The 19,590-nt window shown below is 62.6% G+C and carries 17 protein-coding genes; 15 read left to right on the forward strand and 2 right to left on the reverse strand.

Features of this window, described 5'->3' with window-relative positions; all coding sequences use genetic code 11:
* The first annotated feature begins 118 nt into the window (after positions 1–118).
* Entirely contained in the window at positions 119–2,104 is a 1,986-nt protein-coding gene (locus DJFAAGMI_RS03200; RefSeq protein ID WP_211455906.1) for an alkyl/aryl-sulfatase, read from the forward strand.
* A gap of 81 nt (positions 2,105–2,185) precedes the next feature.
* Here the strand turns inward: DJFAAGMI_RS03200 and DJFAAGMI_RS03205 are convergent, their stop codons facing one another.
* The gene (locus DJFAAGMI_RS03205; RefSeq protein ID WP_043004525.1) at positions 2,186–2,491 is read right to left on the reverse strand and encodes a c-type cytochrome; all 306 of its coding nucleotides are present in this window, start codon (positions 2,489–2,491) and stop codon (positions 2,186–2,188) included.
* A 112-nt stretch (positions 2,492–2,603) separates the two neighbouring features.
* Between DJFAAGMI_RS03205 and DJFAAGMI_RS03210 the strand changes: the two genes are divergently transcribed.
* The 7 genes from DJFAAGMI_RS03210 to DJFAAGMI_RS03240 all read left to right on the forward strand — a co-directional run bounded on the left by DJFAAGMI_RS03210 (position 2,604) and on the right by DJFAAGMI_RS03240 (position 11,355).
* Positions 2,604–2,843: a TIGR04438 family Trp-rich protein gene (locus DJFAAGMI_RS03210; protein WP_043004493.1), complete on the forward strand. Its 240-nt coding sequence runs from the start codon at positions 2,604–2,606 to the stop codon at positions 2,841–2,843.
* 140 nt (positions 2,844–2,983) lie between these two features.
* The gene (gene ilvD, locus DJFAAGMI_RS03215; RefSeq protein WP_211455907.1) at positions 2,984–4,843 is read left to right on the forward strand and encodes a dihydroxy-acid dehydratase; all 1,860 of its coding nucleotides are present in this window, start codon (positions 2,984–2,986) and stop codon (positions 4,841–4,843) included.
* A gap of 116 nt (positions 4,844–4,959) precedes the next feature.
* Positions 4,960–5,967 (forward strand): Bug family tripartite tricarboxylate transporter substrate binding protein, encoded by a 1,008-nt coding sequence (locus DJFAAGMI_RS03220; RefSeq protein WP_211455908.1) that lies wholly within the window; start codon positions 4,960–4,962, stop codon positions 5,965–5,967.
* A 144-nt stretch (positions 5,968–6,111) separates the two neighbouring features.
* Positions 6,112–6,954: a prolipoprotein diacylglyceryl transferase gene (gene lgt, locus DJFAAGMI_RS03225; protein WP_211455909.1), complete on the forward strand. Its 843-nt coding sequence runs from the start codon at positions 6,112–6,114 to the stop codon at positions 6,952–6,954.
* A gap of 156 nt (positions 6,955–7,110) precedes the next feature.
* Positions 7,111–8,526 (forward strand): malonyl-CoA decarboxylase, encoded by a 1,416-nt coding sequence (locus tag DJFAAGMI_RS03230; protein ID WP_211455910.1) that lies wholly within the window; start codon positions 7,111–7,113, stop codon positions 8,524–8,526.
* Between the two features lie 112 nt (positions 8,527–8,638).
* Positions 8,639–9,655, forward strand: coding sequence for a Bug family tripartite tricarboxylate transporter substrate binding protein (locus DJFAAGMI_RS03235; protein ID WP_211455911.1), 1,017 nt, complete (start codon positions 8,639–8,641; stop codon positions 9,653–9,655).
* Positions 9,656–9,801: 146 nt separating this feature from the next.
* Positions 9,802–11,355 (forward strand): malonate--CoA ligase, encoded by a 1,554-nt coding sequence (locus tag DJFAAGMI_RS03240; RefSeq protein WP_211455912.1) that lies wholly within the window; start codon positions 9,802–9,804, stop codon positions 11,353–11,355.
* A 303-nt stretch (positions 11,356–11,658) separates the two neighbouring features.
* On the opposite strand, the gene DJFAAGMI_RS03245 is transcribed toward DJFAAGMI_RS03240, so the two are convergent.
* Complete coding sequence (locus DJFAAGMI_RS03245) at positions 11,659–12,102, reverse strand: universal stress protein (protein ID WP_043004499.1); 444 nt, start codon at positions 12,100–12,102, stop codon at positions 11,659–11,661.
* Between the two features lie 189 nt (positions 12,103–12,291).
* Between DJFAAGMI_RS03245 and DJFAAGMI_RS03250 the strand changes: the two genes are divergently transcribed.
* The 7 genes from DJFAAGMI_RS03250 (at position 12,292) to ccoG (ending at position 19,582) form a co-directional block, all read left to right on the forward strand.
* Positions 12,292–14,673: a heavy metal translocating P-type ATPase gene (locus DJFAAGMI_RS03250; RefSeq protein WP_211456713.1), complete on the forward strand. Its 2,382-nt coding sequence runs from the start codon at positions 12,292–12,294 to the stop codon at positions 14,671–14,673.
* Positions 14,673–14,810, forward strand: coding sequence for a cbb3-type cytochrome oxidase assembly protein CcoS (ccoS, locus tag DJFAAGMI_RS03255; RefSeq protein WP_003056328.1), 138 nt, complete (start codon positions 14,673–14,675; stop codon positions 14,808–14,810). The genes DJFAAGMI_RS03250 and ccoS overlap by 1 nt, the downstream gene beginning before the upstream one ends.
* Positions 14,811–14,873: 63 nt before the next feature.
* Positions 14,874–16,310, forward strand: a complete 1,437-nt coding sequence (ccoN, locus tag DJFAAGMI_RS03260; protein ID WP_167010284.1) for a cytochrome-c oxidase, cbb3-type subunit I — start codon at positions 14,874–14,876, stop codon at positions 16,308–16,310.
* Positions 16,311–16,329: 19 nt separating this feature from the next.
* The gene (gene ccoO / locus DJFAAGMI_RS03265; protein WP_043004504.1) at positions 16,330–16,962 is read left to right on the forward strand and encodes a cytochrome-c oxidase, cbb3-type subunit II; all 633 of its coding nucleotides are present in this window, start codon (positions 16,330–16,332) and stop codon (positions 16,960–16,962) included.
* Positions 16,963–16,980: 18 nt separating this feature from the next.
* A complete protein-coding gene (locus tag DJFAAGMI_RS03270) occupies positions 16,981–17,118 on the forward strand; it encodes a CcoQ/FixQ family Cbb3-type cytochrome c oxidase assembly chaperone (RefSeq protein ID WP_043004505.1) in 138 nt (45 codons plus the stop codon).
* Between the two features lie 27 nt (positions 17,119–17,145).
* On the forward strand, positions 17,146–18,057 hold the full coding sequence (ccoP, locus tag DJFAAGMI_RS03275) for a cytochrome-c oxidase, cbb3-type subunit III (RefSeq protein WP_003056318.1): 912 nt from the start codon (positions 17,146–17,148) through the stop codon (positions 18,055–18,057).
* Between the two features lie 82 nt (positions 18,058–18,139).
* Positions 18,140–19,582, forward strand: a complete 1,443-nt coding sequence (ccoG, locus tag DJFAAGMI_RS03280) for a cytochrome c oxidase accessory protein CcoG (RefSeq protein WP_211455913.1) — start codon at positions 18,140–18,142, stop codon at positions 19,580–19,582.
* Positions 19,583–19,590 lie beyond the last annotated feature (8 nt).

Genomic DNA, 19,590 nt, shown 5'->3' on the forward strand with positions numbered 1-19,590 from the left:
TTGGACGCAATGCATGGCGCTGCCCAGAATGCGACAGCAGCCTCGGTGGAGTCGAAGCCTTTTTGGGCTCTGACGTAGATCCATCAAGCGCTGACCGCTATAACAAAAGGAGACATATATGGAATTTCGGCCTACCCCCAAAGCCGCTGTTGCCGCATTGCTTGCCGCTGGCGTGCTGGCTGGCTGCGCAGCACCTTCTGCCGTTCCGCAAAACGCAGGCTCACTGCAGGCAGGCCAGGTCAGCAGTGCCACGCGCGAGGCGCTGACCACTTTTGCACAAAGCCTGCCGCCTGACGATGCTCAGGATCACGAAGATGCGCAGCGAGGCCTGATTGCCAGACCCACGGGCCAGGTCCGGGACGCCGATGGTCGCGTGCTCAAGGACTTTGCCTCCTTTGATTTTGTGCAGGGCACCGCGCCTGACAGTGTCAACCCCAGCCTCTGGCGCCATGCCCGGCTCAATGCCCAGGCGGGGCTGTTCAAGGTCAGCGACGGTATCTACCAGTTGCGCGGCTTTGACATGGGCAACATCACCCTGGTCGAGGGAAAGACCGGCTGGATTGTGGTGGACACGCTGACCAGCCGCGAGATTGCCGCAGCCGCCATGGCATTTGCGCGCCAGCACTTGGGCAACAAGCCTGTGACGGCGCTGATCTTCACACACAGCCATGCAGACCATTTTGGCGGTGCCTTGGGAGTCATCAGCGCCGCGGAAGTGGCGCGGCGCAAAGTGCCCGTGGTGGCGCCTGCGGGCTTCATGGATGAGGCCACCAGCGAGAACTTGCTCGTGGGCACAGCCATGGCGCGGCGCGCCATCTACCAGTTCGGCACGCGGCTGCCGCTGTCGCCCGCGGGCAATGTGGACACGGGCCTGGGCAAGAGCCTGGTCAGCGGCCATACGGGCATTCTGCCCCCCACGGTCAGCGTGGACAGGGCCGACCAGGAGATGATGCTGGACGGCGTGCGCTTCGTGTTTCACAACATGCCCGGGGCCGAAGCCCCTGCCGAGCTAACTTTCAGCATCCCGGAGCGCAAGGCCTTTGGAGGGGCCGAGATTCTGGCCCAGACCATGCACAATCTGCTGCCCATACGCGGCGCCAAGGTGCGCGATGCCATGCAGTGGTCTGCCTATCTGCAAAAGGTGCTGGAGCAGGCTGGCGATGCAGAGGTACTGTTCAACCAGCACAACTGGCCGGTCTGGGGCAAGGCGCATATTGCCAGCTTCATCAGCCGCCAGCGCGATCTCTACCAGTTCATGCATGACCAGACCGTGCGCCTTATCAATCAGGGCCTGCAGCCTGCCGAGATTGCCGAACAGATCAAGCTGCCTTCGTCGCTGGCTGCTTTCTGGGGCGGACGTGGCTACTACGGCGATCTGCGTCATAACGTCAAAGCCATCTATCAGTTCTACCTCGGCAATTACGATGGCAATCCAGCCAATCTGGATCCGCTGCCGCCTAAGCTCAAGGCGCAGAAATATGTGGGGGCGCTGGGTGGTACGGCCAGGGTGCTGGAGCAAGGCAGTGCAGCGGCCGGGCAGGGCGACTATCGCTGGGCCGTGGAGCTGCTGCAGCAACTGGTGTTTGCCGAGCCGGACAACGCGGTGGCGAAAGAGCTGCTGGCCCGCTGCCATGAGCAGCTGGGCTACCGCGCCGAGTCTGCCACCTGGCGTAACAGCTATCTGACGGCGGCACTGGAGTTGCGCCAGGGTGTGCCGCCCATGTCCAAGGATGTGTCGGCCATGGCCGAGATGACGGCGCAGATTCCGACCGAGCGTTTTCTCGAAGTGCTGGCCACACGGCTGGACGCAGTCAAGGCCGCGGACAGGCGCTTTGTCATGAATCTGGCGCTGGATGATGTGGGCGAGCGCTATGTGATCTGGCTTGAAAACGCGGTGCTGCATTTCCGCAAGGCGCCAGCCCAGGATGGCGCGGATGTGTCGCTGAGCCTTACCCGACCCGCATTCCTGAAGCTTTTGTCCGGAGCTGCCAAGGAAGGGCAAGCGCCAACAGCCATGAAAATCGAGGGTGACCGTGCAGCTCTGGGGGCATTCCTGAAGCTGTTTGATGCCAACCGGCCCGACTTTCCCATCGTCACCCGGTAGGGCGGTAGCCTGAAAACAAAAAAACCGCATGGCTGGCATGCGGTTTTTTGTTTTCAGCTTGCACTGCGTGGCAGTGGCAGATCACTTCTGCGTCAGAATCCAGGCCACCAGCTTCTTGGCATCGGCTTCATTGACCTGGGGGTTGGCGGGCATGGGCACGGGGCCCCAGACGCCGGAGCCGCCCTTGATGACCTTGGCCGCCAGCTTGTCGGTGGCATCCTTTTGGCCGGCATACTTGGCGGCCACATCCTTGAAGGCGGGACCGACCAGCTTCTTGTCCACGGCGTGGCAGGCCATGCAGTTCTTGGACTGTGCCAGAGCCTGGTCGGCCATTGCAGGCGCCACAACCGCGGCAGAAAGAGCGAAAGCGATCAGAAATTGCTTCATCATGAGTTCCAGGAGGCAGGGTTAAAGTTGATCTTTTGGCCCATTGTAGTGCTTGCTTTGTGTACTCTTTAGTGCACGCTCTGTTGGGAAAAATGAACAAAAGTGAGGGAATATGTATCTGCTAGGACTCGCCATTGTGTTGTCGCTGCTCAAGCTCGCGGAGATCGGACCTGTGGGTGCCTGGAGCTGGTGGCCGATTCTGGCTGTGTATGGCGCGGCCGCCGCCTGGTGGGCCTGGGCCGACGCGTCGGGCTACACCAAGCGCAAGGCCATGGAGAAGATGGACCAGCGCAAGAAGGAGCGCATCGAACGCCAGAAGCAGGCCATGGCACCCGGTCAGCGACGTCGCTGAGCAGCGAACAAGGCATCGCGATTGACGATGCCCCACCAAGGTTTTGCCTGACAGCGCGCCATGGGCTAGGCATCGTTGTGCGGCGGCGCTGGGCCATAATCCGGAGAATCCTTTCCCGATAACGTCCTATAGCGAACCCCATGCCCGCATACCGTTCCAAAACCTCCACCGGCGGCCGCAACATGGCCGGTGCGCGCGCCCTGTGGCGTGCCACCGGCATGAAAGATGGCGATTTCGACAAGCCCATCATTGCGATTGCCAACTCCTTCACCCAGTTCGTGCCCGGCCATGTGCACCTGAAGGATCTGGGGCAACTGGTCGCGCGCGAGATCGAAAAGGCCGGCGGCGTGGCCAAGGAGTTCAACACCATCGCCGTGGACGATGGCATCGCCATGGGTCACGACGGCATGCTGTATTCGCTGCCCAGCCGTGACCTGATCGCCGACTCGGTCGAGTACATGGTCAATGCCCATTGCGCGGACGCGCTGGTGTGCATCTCCAACTGCGACAAGATCACCCCCGGCATGCTGATGGCCGCGATGCGCCTGAACATTCCGGTGATCTTTGTGTCCGGCGGCCCCATGGAGGCAGGCAAGACCAAGCTGGCCAACCCCGAAACCAAGACCATCGAGTTCAAGAAGCTGGACCTGGTGGACGCCATGGTGATCGCGGCCGACCAGCGCTATTCCGACGACGAAGTGGCTCAGGTGGAGCGCTCCGCCTGCCCGACCTGCGGTTCCTGCTCGGGCATGTTCACTGCCAATTCGATGAATTGCCTGACCGAGGCCCTGGGCCTGTCCCTGCCGGGCAACGGTACCGTGGTGGCCACGCATGCCGACCGTGAAGAGCTGTTCCTGCGCGCCGGCCGCCGCATCGTCGAGCTGGCCCGTGACTACTACGAGAACGACAACGAGAGCGTGCTGCCGCGCTCCGTGGGCTTCAAGGCGTTCGAGAACTGCATCACGCTGGACATCGCCATGGGCGGCTCCACCAATACCATCCTGCACCTGTTGGCCATCGCCCAGGAAGCGGGCATCGATTTCACCATGGCCGATATCGACCGCCTCTCGCGCGTCGTGCCCCAGCTGTGCAAGGTGGCGCCCAACACGCCCAAGTACCACATCGAAGACGTGCATCGCGCCGGCGGCATCATGGCCATCCTGGGCGAGCTGGACCGCGCCGGCAAGCTGCACACCGATGTGCCCACGGTGCATGCCAAGACCATGAAGGATGCGCTGGAGCAGTGGGACATCATGCGCACGCAGGACGAGGCCGTGCGCCACTTCTACATGGCCGGTCCGGCCGGCATTCCCACGCAGGTGGCGTTCAGCCAGAACACCCGCTGGCCCAGCCTGGATCTGGATCGCGCCGAAGGCTGCATCCGCAGCTACGAGCACGCTTTCAGCAAGGAAGGCGGCCTGGCCGTGCTGCGCGGCAACATCGCGCTGGATGGCTGCGTGGTGAAGTCCGCAGGCGTGGACGAGTCGATCCTGGTGTTCGAAGGTCCGGCCCATGTGGTCGAGTCCCAGGACGAGGCCGTGGCCAACATTCTGGCCGACAAGGTCAAGGCCGGCGATGTGGTCATCGTGCGCTACGAAGGCCCCAAGGGCGGCCCCGGCATGCAGGAAATGCTCTACCCCACCAGCTACATCAAGTCCAAGGGTCTGGGCAAGGCCTGTGCGCTGCTGACGGACGGCCGCTTCTCGGGCGGTACCTCCGGCCTGTCCATCGGCCACTGCTCGCCCGAGGCCGCCGCCGGCGGCGCGATCGGCCTGGTGCAGAACGGTGACATCATCCGCATCGACATTCCCAACCGCAGCATCAACATGCTGGTCAGCGACGAAGAGCTGGCGCGTCGCCGTGAAGCGCAGAACGCCAAGGGCTGGAAGCCTGCCCAGGCCCGTCCGCGCAAGGTCTCGGCAGCCCTCAAGGCCTATGCCAAGCTGGTGACCAGCGCCGACACCGGTGCCGTGCGCGATCTGTCGCTGCTCGACGACTAAGTTACGTTTGTTTCGTCATTTCGTCAGCGCGGGCTTTGCCTGCTGACGGACAATCCCACAGCCGCCCGACGCAAGTCGCGCGGCTGTTTTTATTGTCTTGCCAGAAAGTGATCTCCATGTCTTTCGCTGTTCGCCCCTCCTTCTTGTTGAAGACAGCAGGGCTGCTTGCCTTGCTGGGGGCATTGACGGCGCAGGCGGCAGAAGGGCGTTATCCGCAGCGTCCCGTGCGTCTGGTGGTTCCTTTCACGCCCGGAGGCTCCACCGATATCGTGGCGCGTCTGGTTGCCGATGCCATGCACACGACCCTGGGCCAGCCCGTGGTGGTCGACAACCGCTCCGGTGCCAGCGGCTTCATCGGTGCCGAGGCCGTGGCCAATGCCGCGCCTGACGGCTATACGATAGGCCTGGGCACCATCAGCACGCTGGTGGTCAATCCCATCATGCTGCCCCAGTCGGCACGCATAGATCCTGCCAAGGCCCTGGTGCCGGTGGTCGCACTGGCGTCCATTCCGTCGGTGTTTTCCGTGCACCCGAATATGGGCGTGCAGAACTACGCCCAGTTCCTCACTCTTGCGCGCAGCAAGCCGGGCCAGTTCAATATCGGCTCGGCCGGAATCGGCTCCATCGGGCATCTGATTGCCGAGCGCCTCAATGCCGATCTCAAGCTCAAGCTGCACCACATTCCCTACAAGGGGCAGGGGCCGGTGATCAGCGGCGCATTGTCGGGCGAGACCCAGGTGCTCAGCGATCAGTACCCCTCGTCGGCTCCGCATTTGGCTGCGGGCCGCCTGGTTGCGTTCGCCGTGGCCGCACAGGAGCGCCTGCCTGCCCTGCCGCAGGTGCCCACATTCAGGGAGCTGGGTCATCCTGCGCTCAACGATCTGGCCATCACCTGGTTCGGCATCGTTGCTCCGGCCGGTACGCCGCAGGCCGTGGTGAGCCGACTCAACAGCGCTGCCAACGCGGCCCTGCAGGAGCCGGCCGTGCAGGAGCGTCTGCAGGCCATGGGCGCGCATATCCTGGGCGGCACGGCGCAGCGCCTGGCGACCATGATGGAGGAGACCGCCAGGGCCGTGCGCCAGACCGTGCGCGAGCAGGGGCTGGCGGCGGACAGGCCGCATTGACGTTGGGGAGAGTGCTGCCTGTGCCGGATGCCGCTGTCATCCAGGCCGGGTTTGGCGTCTCCGAGGTCTGTGAATCGGCGAATAAGGCCTGGCAGCATTTTCGGTGCATGCAGTTTTGCAGAAACGTCATCGGCCTGCGGCACAATGCCTGACATGCTGATGTATCCGCACATTGATCCCGTAGCCGTGCAGATTGGCCCTCTGGCCGTGCACTGGTATGGCATAACCTATCTGGTGGCCTTCGGTCTGTTCCTGTTTCTGGGCACGCGCCGACTGCACCACCCTCCATTCAAATATATGACAGGCGAGCGTGCCTGGGCGCGCAAGGATGTGGAGGACATTCTCTTTCTCGGCGTGCTGGGCGTGGTCGTGGGCGGGCGAATCGGCTACTGCCTGTTCTACAAGCCCGGCTACTACCTCTCCCATCCGCTGGAGATTCTTGCCGTCTGGCAGGGCGGCATGAGCTTTCACGGCGGGCTGCTGGGCGTCATCGGCTCCATGATCTGGTTTGCGCGCTCGCGCAAGCGCAACTGGCTGGAAGTCGCGGATTTCGTCGCGCCCTGCGTGCCCACGGGTCTGGCTGCAGGCCGTATCGGCAACTTCATCAACGGCGAGCTCTGGGGGCGTTTTGCGAATGCCGATCTGCCCTGGGCCATGGTGTTCCCGCAAAGCGGCTCCATGCTGCCGCGTCACCCCTCGCAGATCTATCAGTTTCTGATGGAAGGGCTGCTGCTGTTCATCATTCTGTGGCTGTATGCGCGCAAGGAACGCAAGCCCGGCCAGGTCGCGGCGGTCTTTCTGATCGGCTACGGCGCCTTCCGTTTCATTGCCGAGTACTTCCGCGAGCCCGATGACTTCCTGGGCATTCTGTCGCTGGGCATGAGCATGGGCCAGTGGCTGTGCCTGCCCATGATCGTGGCCGGTGTGCTCATGTGGGTGTGGTGCGGCAAGCGCCAGGCCTACGTGGTTCAGCGGACGGCGGCCTGATGGTCAAACCCTTGAAAACGCAGACTTCGGTCTGCGTTTTTTTATGCGGCGCTGGCTGCGGCAGGAAAACTGCACATAATGGCTCAAAGCGTTACTGCAATTGCGGTATCTGCTTCTTCAATGAGAGCATGATGGTGCAGGAACAAGGAGATGCTTATGGGTTGGGCAGCCGAGTGGATTGAGCAAACCAAGCTGTGGGTGCGTGGCGCCGAGGGCGAGAAGGGCGACGGCCAGCACCGCCCGCTGGCGCAACGCCTGGAGGCCACCTTGCGCCGCGGGCAGGAGGCGCTGTCGCCGCGCGAGCTGCGCCGCTTGCTGCAGGACATGCAGCAGGTGGCCGATACCGCGCTCAGCGACGTGGAAGGCGGCCGTCACGCTCAGGTGCTGATGGACTGGTATGGCAAGGCCGAGGCGCCCGTGCGCAAGGACTTCTGGCTGCTGGCGATCGAAAAATTCGGCCCCGATGCCAAGGCCCTGCAGGCAGCGCGCGAGCGCTATGACAAGGCGGGCAGCGATGTGGAGCGCAGCGAGGCCGAGATGAGCCTGCGCCGCGCCCTGGTTTCATCGCGCACGCGGCTGCTGCAGCGTTTTGCCCAGCCCAAGGGAGGCATGGGCTTTCTGGTCGACATGCGCGCCGAGTTGCTGGCCTTGCCCAAGGCGGATCAGCACTATGTGGCGCTGGATGCCGAGCTGGAGCATCTGTTCTCCAGCTGGTTCGATGTGGCCTTGCTGGAGCTCAAAAGCCTGAACTGGGATTCGCCGGCATCGCTGCTGGAGAAGCTGATCCAGTACGAGGCCGTGCACGATATCCGCAGCTGGGCCGATCTGAAGAATCGCCTCGACAGCGACCGCCGCTGCTATGGCTTCTTCCACCCGCGCATGCCCAATGTGCCGCTGATCTTTGTGGAGGTGGCACTGCTGGACAAGATGGCGGGCAGCATGGCTCCGCTGCTGGACGAGGCCGCAGCGGCAGCCGATCTGGCCAAGGCCAATACCGCCATCTTCTATTCCATCAGCAACACCCAGACCGGACTCAAGGGTGTGAGCTTCGGCGATTCGCTGATCAAGCATGTGGTGGAGACGCTCACGCAGGAGTTCCCCAAGCTCAAGCAGTTCGCCACGCTGTCGCCCATTCCGGGGCTGCGTAGCTGGCTGAGCAAGAACGGCGATGCGGCACTAGCGGAGCTGGACGACAAGCAGAAGGCAGCCCTGGAGAAAGTCGCCGGAGGAGTGAGCGCTGCGCAATTGCTGGCTGCGCTGGACGATCCCGGTTCGCTGCCGGAGAAATCGGTGGTGCGTCAGGCCGCCATGTTTTGCGCTGCGCGCTATCTGGGTCGGGAAACTGCCAAGGGCCGTCCGCTGGATGCCGTGGCACGCTTTCACCTTGGCAACGGTGCGCGCGTGGAGCGCCTGAACTGGGCGGCAGACCTGTCGTCCAAGGGACTCAAGCAATCCATGGGGCTGATGGTCAACTATCTGTATGACCTGAAGCGCCTGGACAAGCACCGCAGCCTGTTGGCGCAGAGCAAGATTCCCGTTTCCTCGGAGATCGAATCGCTGTGCAAGGGATAAGTGCATCGCGAGCCGCGCTGCGCACAGCCTGAGCCGGCTTTTGCTGCTGCGTCTCCCAACCACAAGTCCGGCTGCCGCAGAGCGGCTGACCGGACGAGCAGAGGAGACATACATGCGGGATTCTTGGGCAAAGAGCGTGAGTTTGCAGCGGCGCACGCTGCTTCGGTCGACAGGGGCGCTGCTGGCTGCCGGGGCATCGGGCTGGACGGGAATGGCCGGGGCATCGGAATGGCCGACTAGGCCGGTCACCCTGGTCGTGCCTTTTCCTGCCGGCGGCGGCACGGACACCTTTGCCAGACCGTTTTCTGCACAGTTTGCCAAGACCTCGGGCAAGACCCTGGTGATAGACAACCGCGGCGGCGCGGGCGGCACGCTGGGCGCCAGCATTGCGGCCAAGTCCGCCGCCGACGGCTACAACTTCTTCATGGGCGGCACCCATCATGTGATTGCGCCCTCGGTCTATCCCAAGCTCGATTACGACCTGGAGCGCGACTTCATCCCGCTGGCGCTGCTGGCCAGCGTGCCGCAGGTCGTGGTGGTCAATCCCAAGAAGGTGACGCATGCCACCCTGCAGGCGCTGGTGCAGGACTTGCGCTCCAACCCTGGCAAATACAACTATGCCTCGGCAGGGCCGGGATCCTCGCACCATCTGGCGGGCGAGCTGTTCAAGCTGCAGACCAAGACCCAGATCACCCATATTCCCTACAAGGGTGCGGGACCGGCGCTGCAGGACCTGATCGCCGGCAATGTGGACATGCTGTTCGACGGCCTGGGCTCGTCGGCCCAGCACATCAAGGGTGGTCGTATCAAGGCGCTGATGGTGGCCGGCACGAAGCGCAACCCTGCCTTTCCCGATGTACCCTGCGCGGCCGAGTGCGGCCTGCCGGACTTCACCGTCACCACCTGGTATGGGCTGTGGGCGCCCAAGGGCACGCCAGTCGCCGTGCAGCAGCAGATGCTGGACGAGGTGCGCAAGATTGGTGCCGCCGAGGACATCAAGGCGGCCTGGGCCAAGAATGGCGCCGACTACGGGCAACTGAGCCAGCCGCAGTTTGCCGCCATGGTGCAAAGCGAGATCCAGCGCTGGGCGCATGTGGTCAAGGCGGCCAATGTGAAGATCGATTCCTGATCTCGCCGTCAAGCGGGACGGCCTTTGCCGGGCGCCCGTTTTGACGGGCGCGATTTTTCAATGCCTGCTCCCGCCGGGCAGGCCGGGGCTGGGCCTATGATGGCCCCGGACCTTTTGCATTCACCGACAGCATCACGATCACCGACATGTCTCAAGCCAATCTTTTCAGCGCGCTGCGCGCTGCGTTTCCTGCGGATCTGACGAAAAATGCCGTGGAGGCCATCGAGCCCGATGGCTCCAGCCTCTACTACACCTGGGCCGATCTGGAGCATGGCAGTGCACGCATGGCCAATCTGCTGGCCTCGCTGGATCTGCCCGAGGGCAGCCGCATTGCGGTGCAGGTGGAAAAGTCGGTCGAAGCCATGATGCTCTACCTGGCCACGCTGCGCAGCGGCCATGTGTTCCTGCCGCTGAACACGGCCTACCAGAGTGCCGAGATGGAGTACTTCATCACGAATGCCGAGCCGGCCGTGGTGGTCTGCGCACCCGGCTGTTTCGGCTGGGTGTCCAAGATTGCGTTCAATCACGGTGTGGGCCATGTCTACACCCTGGGCACCGACCGCACGGGCAGCCTGCTGGAGCGCGCGGCCCACCATAGCGACGAGCACCAGGTCGTGCCGCGCCGCACCGACGATCTGGCGGCGATTCTCTACACCAGCGGCACCACGGGGCGCAGCAAGGGTGCCATGCTCAGCCACGGCAATCTGCTGAGCAATGCGGCCATGCTCAAGGTCTACTGGGGCTGGCAGGAAGGCGATGTGCTGATTCATGCGCTGCCCATCTTCCATGTGCATGGCCTGTTTGTGGCCATTCACGGGGCCTTGCTCAACGGCAGTCCCATGATCTGGTTTTCCCGCTTCGAGCCCGAGGCCGTCATGGCGCGCTTCAAGGATGCGACCGTCTTCATGGGCGTGCCGACCCTGTATGTGCGCATGCTGGCCGACGCCCGGCTGGACCGCGACATGGCCGCGCACATGCGTCTCTTCATCTCTGGTTCGGCCCCCATGCTGATCGAGACCTTCCGCGCCTGGAAGACGCGTACCGGCCACACCATCCTGGAGCGCTACGGCATGAGCGAGACCATCATGCTGACCTCCAACCCCTATCAGGCCGATGCGCGCTACGGCAACGAGGCCGAGCGCCGCGGCGCAACCGTGGGCTTCCCGCTGCCGGGCGTGGGCGTGCGCATTCATGGCGAAGACGGCAAGGCCCTGCCCGCAGGCGAGATCGGCAATATCGAAGTCCAGGGTCCCAATGTCTTCAAGGGCTACTGGCGCATGCCGGAGAAGACCGCCGAGGAGTTCACGGCCGACGGCTGGTTCAAGACCGGCGATGTGGGCATGCAGGATGCGCGCGGCTATTTCAGCATCGTCGGGCGCAGCAAGGACTTGATCATCTCGGGCGGCTACAACGTCTATCCGGCCGAGGTGGAGGGCTTCATCAACGATCTGGCCGGCGTGGACGAAAGCGCCCTGGTGGGCGTGCCGCACCCGGATTTTGGCGAGGTGGGCGTTGCCGTCATCGTGCCGCGCAAGGGCGCGCAGCTGGACGGGCAGCAGATTCTGGAGTCGCTCAAGGCCAGACTGGCCAATTTCAAGGTGCCCAAGCGTTGCTATGTGGTGGACAGCCTGCCGCGCAACACCATGGGCAAGGTCCAGAAGAAGCTGCTGCGCGACCAGTATCAGCAAGAGTTCTCCTGAAGCCGGCTGCTGCCCGGCGGCTCCAGCCGGGCGTCAGGCGTTGGTTTTTGGCTGCACTATTGGCCGCATTTCAGGCGCTTGTCTTTTGACTTGACTCCTGAAAAGTGAGCTGTTTTCGCAGTCTGACAGGCAAATTCAGTATTGAATCGGCCTAAAAATAAAGCAGCCTGTGCGCAAGCTGCTTTTAATTTGAGAGTGAAAAAACGGCCGCCTCCGGGCGGCCTGTCTCACTGCATATCAGAGGCGCCAGGCAAGGCGCCGTCCTCACAGGGCGAAGCCGCTAGGCGGCTCAGATGAAGTCCATCAGCGCAGCACCAGCACGGGCACGGGCGAGTGCGTCAGCACATGCTGGGTTTCGCTGCCCAGCAGCAGACGCTGCAGTCCCTTGCGGCCATGCGACGCCATGACGATCAGGTCGCAGTCGTGCTTCTTGGCCGTTTCCACAATGGATTCGGCCACCAGATCGGAGTGGGCGATTTCGGTAGTGACATTGACCTTGCGCTCATGGCCGAAGGCTTTGACGCCGTTCAGCAGGGTCTGGGCCTGGCTGGTCCACTGCTCTTCGATGCGCTTGGCTTCCTTGATGTCCAGCAAATCACTGCCTTCCAGATAGCTGCGCGGATAGTGCGACACAACCTTGAGTGCAATCACGCTGGCGCCGCACAAAGCGGCCAGATCCAGGCCTGCATGCACAGCCTTGTCCGAGAGTTCAGTGCCATCAGTAGCAATCAAAATGCGGTTGTACATAGCTTTCTCCTTCAGGTTGTATGCGTTGTGGATACAAGCATATGTCGATTGGGCAGTTAACAGTTGATTAATGTCAAGGTGGGTATCATCTGGCGTAGTTACGCTTGAAACATGTCCCAACACACTACTGTCCAGCCCTCCGCGGCAGAGCGTGCTGTTGCTGACACCGGTTTCCTGAACTCGTCCCAGATGCACAGCCATCTGCTGGACGATCCGCAAGAATGGAGCTCGTTTGGCCGTCCCGCAGGCCAGGGCTCCAAGGCTCCAATCTCCGAGAACGCGACCGAATCCCCGGTGTGGGATTCCTTTGTGGTTTTGGAGGGCATGCACTGTGCTGCATGTGCGCTGACCATCGAGGAGGCGCTGCGAGCCGTCCCGGGAGTGCAGGCCGCCGAAGTCAGTGCCGCAACGCGTCGAGCCCGCGTCGAATGGCGTCCTGCCCAGGTGCTTCCATCGCAATGGATGGACGCCATCTCGCGTGCCGGCTATCGGGCCTTGCCCGCGCGCGATGCGTTTGCGCGCGAGCTGCGCCAGGCCGAGACGCGCCGTGCCCTGTGGCGCTGGCTGGTGGCCGGCCTGTGCATGATGCAGGTGATGATGTATGCATGGCCCGCCTACACGGCGCGTCCCGGCGATCTGTCGCTGGAGATGGAGACCTTGCTGCGCTGGGCCTCCTGGGTGATTTCTCTGCCCGTGGTGCTGTTTTGCTGCGGCCCCTTCTTCAAGAGCGCGCTCAAGGACATCAGCCAGCGCCGCGTGAGCATGGATCTGCCCGTGGCCATAGGCATGCTGATCACCTTCGTCATCAGCACGCTGGGCACTTTCGATCCCTCCGGTCCCTTTGGTCAGGAAGTCTTCTTCGACTCGCTGACCATGTTCGTCTTTTTCCTGCTCACGGGGCGCTGGCTGGAGCTGCGCCTGCGCGACCGCACGGCCGGTGCATTGGAAGCCGTGATGAACCGGCTGCCGGATTCGGTGCTGCGTCAGCAGCCTGATTCGGGCGAGTTCGAGCGTGTGGCCACACGTCGACTGTGCGCGGGCGATGTGGTGCGTGTGCTCACGGGCGAGGCTTTTCCCGCAGACGGCCGGATCCTGCGCGGCACTACCCATGCCGATGAGGCTCTTCTGACCGGCGAGTCCACTCCTGTTCTGCGTGCACAGGGCGATGCAGTCACCGCCGGCAGCTACAACCTGGACAGTGTTGTCGATGTGCGCGTGGATAGCGTGGGGGAGGGCACCCGCTTTGCACAGATCGTGAATCTGATGGAAAGCGCTTCGCTGCAAAAGCCCACCCTGGCCCAACTGGCCGACAGGGTGGCTCGTCCTTTCCTTGTCGTGGTGCTGCTGGCGGCGCTGGCTGCGGCCATCTGGTGGTGGCCTGTCGACCCGGGCAAGGCCATGATGGTGGCCGTGGCCGTGCTCATCGTCACCTGCCCCTGCGCGCTCTCACTGGCCACGCCCGTGGCCATGCTGACGGCGGCTGGTACCCTGGCGCGCAGCGGCGTGCTGGTGCGCAATCTGCAGGGGCTGGAGGCGCTGGCCGCCGTGGATACGCTGGTGTTCGACAAGACCGGAACGCTGACGCGCGACGGCCTGGTGCTGCGCGCGCTGACACCCGCTGAAGGTCAAGACACTGATGACCTGCTGGCGCTGGCCGCCTTGCTGGCGCGTCAGTCCATGCATCCCGCTTCCAGGGCCCTGGCGCAGGCGGCCGAGGTGGCCGAACTGCCTGCCAGTGCTTGGCTGCTGGACTCCGTCCAGGAAGTTGCCGGCAGCGGCCTTGATGTCTGGGTGCAGGCGCGCAGCAATACTGCTTTGCGCCGCCATCTTCGTCTGGGCTCGGCCGCGCATTGCGGCGTGCCCGAGCTGGCACCGCATGAGCCGGGTCAGAGCGTGATGCTGGCCGAGGAATCGCAAGCTGGCTGGCTGCCCCTGGCGCAGTTCCATCTGAGCGAGGACGTGCGTCCCGAAGCGGCCCGGGTCATTGCCGATCTCGGGCGCCATGGCGTCAGCGTGCAACTGCTCTCGGGAGACCGCTCGGCAGCGGTGCAGACGGTGGCCGCCAGGCTGGGTATCGAGACTGCGCAGGGCGATTGCCAGCCGCAGGACAAGCTAGCCGCCCTGCAGGCCGCACAGGCGGCGGGGCACAAGGTCGCCATGGTTGGCGACGGCCTGAATGACGGGCCAGTTTTAGCCGGAGCGCATGTCTCTTTTGCGTTTGGCAATGCAGTGCCGCTGGCACAATCGCGAGCAGACTTCGTGGTACTGGGAGACAGCCTGGAGTTAGTGCTGCAAAGCCTGTTGCTGGCCCGTCGGACCTTGTCCGTGGTGCGCCAGAACCTGAGCTGGGCAGCAGCCTATAACGCGATCTCTATTCCTCTGGCCCTGATGGGCTGGATGCCTGCCTGGCTGGCAGGGCTCGGCATGGCGCTGAGCTCCTTGCTGGTCGTCGCCAACGCAGCCCGTCTTGCACGTGCGTTGCCGCTGCAGGTTGCTGATAGCAACGCGTCCGCCTCTGCGCATCTTGCGCCGCGAGGCACCGTCATGCCACTGATTCAAGGAGGCCGTTGATGGACATTCTGTATGTGCTTATTCCGCTGTCGGTAGTTCTGGTCATGGCCATTGTGGCCGCCCTGTGGTGGGCCGTTTACCGGGGCCAGTTCGAGAGCGTGGAACAGGAAGGCGAGCGCATTCTTCGCGACGATTGATGTGGCTCAACGAGCCCAATGAGAAACCAGTGAACACTTTGCAAGAAATCTAAGAGGTGCCCGATGGAAGCAACAAATAACAATGCTGTCTATTACGACGACACCGTCGTAAGACAGTTCTCTATCATGGCCGTGGTATGGGGGGTGGTAGGTATGGCAGTGGGCGTGTTTATCGCGTCCCAGCTGGCCTGGCCGGAACTCAACTTCGGCATTCCCTGGCTGAGCTACGGACGTCTGCGTCCGCTGCATACCAATGCCGTGATCTTTGCCTTTGGTGGCTCGGCCTTGTTCGCCACCAGCTACTACGTGGTGCAACGCACCTGCCAGACCAAGCTGTTCATGCCCAAGCTGGCCAGCCTGACCTTCTGGGCCTGGCAACTGGTCATCGTGGCTGCGGCCATCAGCCTGCCTCTGGGATACACCCAGGGCAAGGAATACGCCGAACTGGAATGGCCCATCGACCTGTTGATCACCGTGACCTGGGTGTCCTATGCCATCGTGTTCTTCGGCACCATCGGCATCCGCAAGGTCAAGCACATCTATGTGGCCAACTGGTTCTTCGGTGCCTTTATCCTGGCCGTGGCCTTGCTGCACGTGGTCAACAACGTCTCCATTCCTGCAGGCTGGATGAAGAGCTACTCGGCCTATGCCGGCGTGCAGGACGCCATGGTCCAGTGGTGGTATGGCCACAACGCCGTGGGCTTCTTCCTGACCGCAGGCTTCCTGGGCATGATGTATTACTTCATCCCCAAGCAGGCCGGTCGCCCCGTGTATTCGTACCGCCTGTCGATCGTGCACTTCTGGGCACTGATCTTCACCTATATGTGGGCCGGTCCTCACCACCTGCACTACACCGCGCTGCCCGACTGGGCCCAGTCGCTGGGCATGGTGTTCTCGCTGATCCTGCTGGCTCCCAGCTGGGGCGGCATGATCAACGGCATCATGACGCTGTCGGGTGCCTGGCACAAGCTGCGTGACGACCCCATCCTGCGCTTCCTGATCGTGTCCCTGTCGTTCTACGGCATGTCCACCTTCGAAGGCCCGATGATGGCCATCAAGACCGTCAACGCGTTGAGCCACTACACCGACTGGACCGTGGGCCACGTGCACTCCGGCGCTCTGGGCTGGGTGGGCCTGATCACCATGGGTTCGCTGTACTACCTGATTCCCCGTCTCTTCGGCCGCGAAAAAATGCACTCCGTGCCCGCGATCGAGCTGCACTTCTGGATGTCGACCATCGGCATCGTGCTGTACATCGCCGCGATGTGGATTGCTGGTGTGATGCAGGGCCTGATGTGGCGCGCCATCAACCCCGACGGCACGCTGACCTACACCTTCGTCGAAAGCGTGAAGGCGACCTATCCCTTCTACGTGATTCGCGTGACCGGCGGTCTGCTGTATCTGGGCGGCATGCTGGTGATGGCATGGAATACCTGGAAGACCGCAATGGCCGGCCGTTCCGTCAAGGTGGCAGTGCCTGCCGTGGTGGCTCACGCCTGAGCATTGAGGAGCAAAAGCAATGTCTGATCAAAATAACGCAGTTCCCAAGAGCTCTTTGCACGAGAAGATCGAGACCAGCAACTTTCTGCTGATCGCGCTGACGCTGTTCGTGCTGACCATCGGTGGCTTGGTTGAAATCGTGCCGCTGTTCTTCCAGAAGTCCACGACCGAAGCCGTGGCGGGCCTCAAGCCCTACACACCGCTGCAACTGATGGGTCGTGACGTCTATCTGCGCGAAGGTTGCTACAACTGCCACTCGCAGATGATCCGCCCCTTCCGCGCCGAGACCATGCGCTACGGCCACTACTCGGTGGCTGGCGAGTTCGTCTACGACCACCCCTTCCAGTGGGGCTCCAAGCGCACCGGCCCCGATCTGCACCGTGTGGGCGGCAAGTACAGCGACGAATGGCATCGCATCCACCTGAACAACCCGCGTGATCTGGTGCCCGAGTCCAACATGCCTGCCTATCCCTGGCTGGAAGCCACCAAGGTGGATGACTCTGCCGTGGCAACGCGCATGAGCGCCTTGCGCAAGGTGGGTGTGCCTTATACCGATGCGGAGATCGCCGGGGCTCAGGCCGAAGTCAAGGACAAGACCGAGATGGAGGCCGTGATCTCCTATCTGCAGGTCCTGGGTCGCGCCGTCAAGTAACAGAGGAGGGACTGGAAAATGGATATCACCACCATGCGTGTTCTGGCCACACTGGCTTCGCTGGCGTGCTTCGTGGGCATCTGGTGGTGGGCGTTTGCCCGCCGTAACCAGGCCCGTTTCGACGAGGCAGCTCAGCTTCCCTTCCTGGAAGACTGAGTCTGATCACTACAACGAGAACATCCCATGAGCGACTTCTTTAACAACTTCTGGTCCGTGTACATCGCGGCCGTTTCGCTGATCGGCATCCTCGGCTGCTTCTTGCTGCTGGTGCTGGTGGCGCGCCGCAAGGTCGTTCCTTCTGCGGACAACACCACCGGTCACGTCTGGGACGAAGACCTGCGCGAGCTCAACAACCCCATGCCCAAGTGGTGGATGGGTCTGTTCGTGATCACCGTGGTCTTCAGCCTGGCCTACCTGGTGGCCTACCCGGGTCTGGGTTCCTTCAAGGGCGAGCTGGACTGGACCCAGTATGGTGCTTATGACAAGGAGATGGAAAAGGCCCGTGTCGACCTGGAGCCCATGTACGCCAAGTTCGTCAGCATGCCCACCGAAGAAATGGCCAAGGACCCCCAGGCCATGGCCATCGGCGAGCGTCTGTTCATGAACAACTGCGCGCAATGCCACGGCTCCGATGCACGCGGCAGCAAGAGCTTTCCCAATCTGAGCGACGGTGACTGGCTGCATGGCGGCACACCCGACAAGATCAAGGAAACCATCACCAACGGTCGCATCGGCGTGATGCCTCCCATGGCAGCTGCCGTGGGCTCGGCGGAAGATGTGCGCAATGTGGCTCACTATGTGCTGAGCCTGTCGGGCAGCCCCCACGATGCCGTCAAGGCTTCGCAGGGCAAGTCCAAGTTCGTGGCCTGCGCGGCTTGCCACGGCATGGATGGCAAGGGCAACCAGGCGCTTGGCGCACCCAACCTGACCGATGACATCTGGCTGCATGGCTGGGGCGAGTCCGTCATTGTCGACATGGTCAACCATGGCAAGATGAACGAGATGCCTGCTCAGAAGGACAAGCTGACCGAGGCGCAGATTGCGGTGCTGGCCTCCTATGTCTGGGGGCTGTCCAACGCAAGCGCCCAGAAGTAAGACGGGTGATGAAGGCGGTGCCAAGGCACCGCCTTTTTCGCGTTTGAGTTTTCAGTAATTACAAAAATATTAAGGAACTGCGATGCCCTGCGATCCGGAGAAACCTCGCAAAGTCATACCGATCACGGCTGAGCCTGTGGACGGCGGCCAGGAATATATGCCCATGTTCGCCTCCGAACAGAAGGTGTACTCGCGCGCCATCAGCGGCGTCTTCTCTCGCTGGCGCTGGATCATGGTGTTCCTGACCCAGATCGTCTTCTACGGCCTGCCGTGGCTGCAGTGGGGTGAGCGCCAGATGGTGCTGTTCGACCTCGGGGCGCGGCGCTTCTATCTGTTCGGGCTGGTGCTCTACCCGCAGGACTTCATCTACCTGACCGGGCTGCTCATCATCAGCGCGCTGGGGCTGTTTCTGTTTACCGCGGTGGCCGGGCGTCTGTGGTGCGGCTTTTCCTGCCCGCAGACGGTCTATACCGAGATCTTCATGTGGATCGAGAGCAAGGTCGAGGGAGACCGCAGCGCCCGCATGCGCATCGACAAGCATGGCTGGACCTTCGAGAAAATCTGGAAGAAGTCGCTCAAGCAGTTCCTCTGGATTGTTCTGTCGCTGTGGACCGGGTTCACCTTTGTCGGCTACTTCGTGCCCATCCGTGAACTGGGTGTGGAGCTGATGGCCTTCCAGGGCAGCTGGCAGATTTTCTGGGTGCTGTTCTACGGCTTTGCCACATACGGCAATGCCGGCTATATGCGTGAGCAGGTCTGCAAGTACATGTGCCCCTATGCACGCTTCCAGAGCGCCATGTTCGACAAGGACACCATGATCGTCAGCTACGACGTCCAGCGTGGTGAAGCGCGCGGGCCGCGCAAAAAAGACGTGGACTACAAGGCGCAGGGTCTGGGTGACTGCATAGACTGCAAGCTTTGCGTTCAGGTCTGCCCCGTGGGCATCGACATCCGCAAGGGGTTGCAGTACGAGTGCATTGGCTGCGGTCTGTGCATCGATGCCTGCAACTCTGTGATGGACAAGATGGAGTACCCGCGCGGCCTGATCCGCCTGACCACGCAGAACGCCGTGGCCAAGCTCTGGAAGCAGGCGCAGGTGATACGGCGCATCTTCCGCCCGCGCGTGCTGATCTACTCGACCGTGCTGCTGGCGCTGAGCGCAGCCATGATCGCCAGCCTGGTACTGCGCGAGCCGCTCAAGGTCGACGTGATTCGCGACCGCGCCGCGCTGTCGCGCATCGTGGCTGGCGGCAAGCTCGAAAACGTCTATCGCCTGCAGATCATGAATGCGACCGAGTCAGAGCAGCGCTATCGCATCAGCGCCACGGGGCTGGATCAGCTGGAAGTAGTATCCGAGCAGGAAGTCTCGGTAGGTCCGGCCGAGACGCGCGGCATTGCGGTGCGCCTGCAGATCCCCTATGGCTCGGCTGCCTCCGGCTCGCACCCCGTGCATTTCAATGTGGATGCGCTGACGGCTGGGGCCGGACGCATCTCCGAAAAATCCGTGTTCCTGGTGCCGCGCTAGGCCTGCGG

Source organism: Comamonas brasiliensis (assembly GCF_018292285.1).
Taxonomy (GTDB): Bacteria; Pseudomonadota; Gammaproteobacteria; order Burkholderiales; family Burkholderiaceae_C; genus Comamonas; species Comamonas brasiliensis.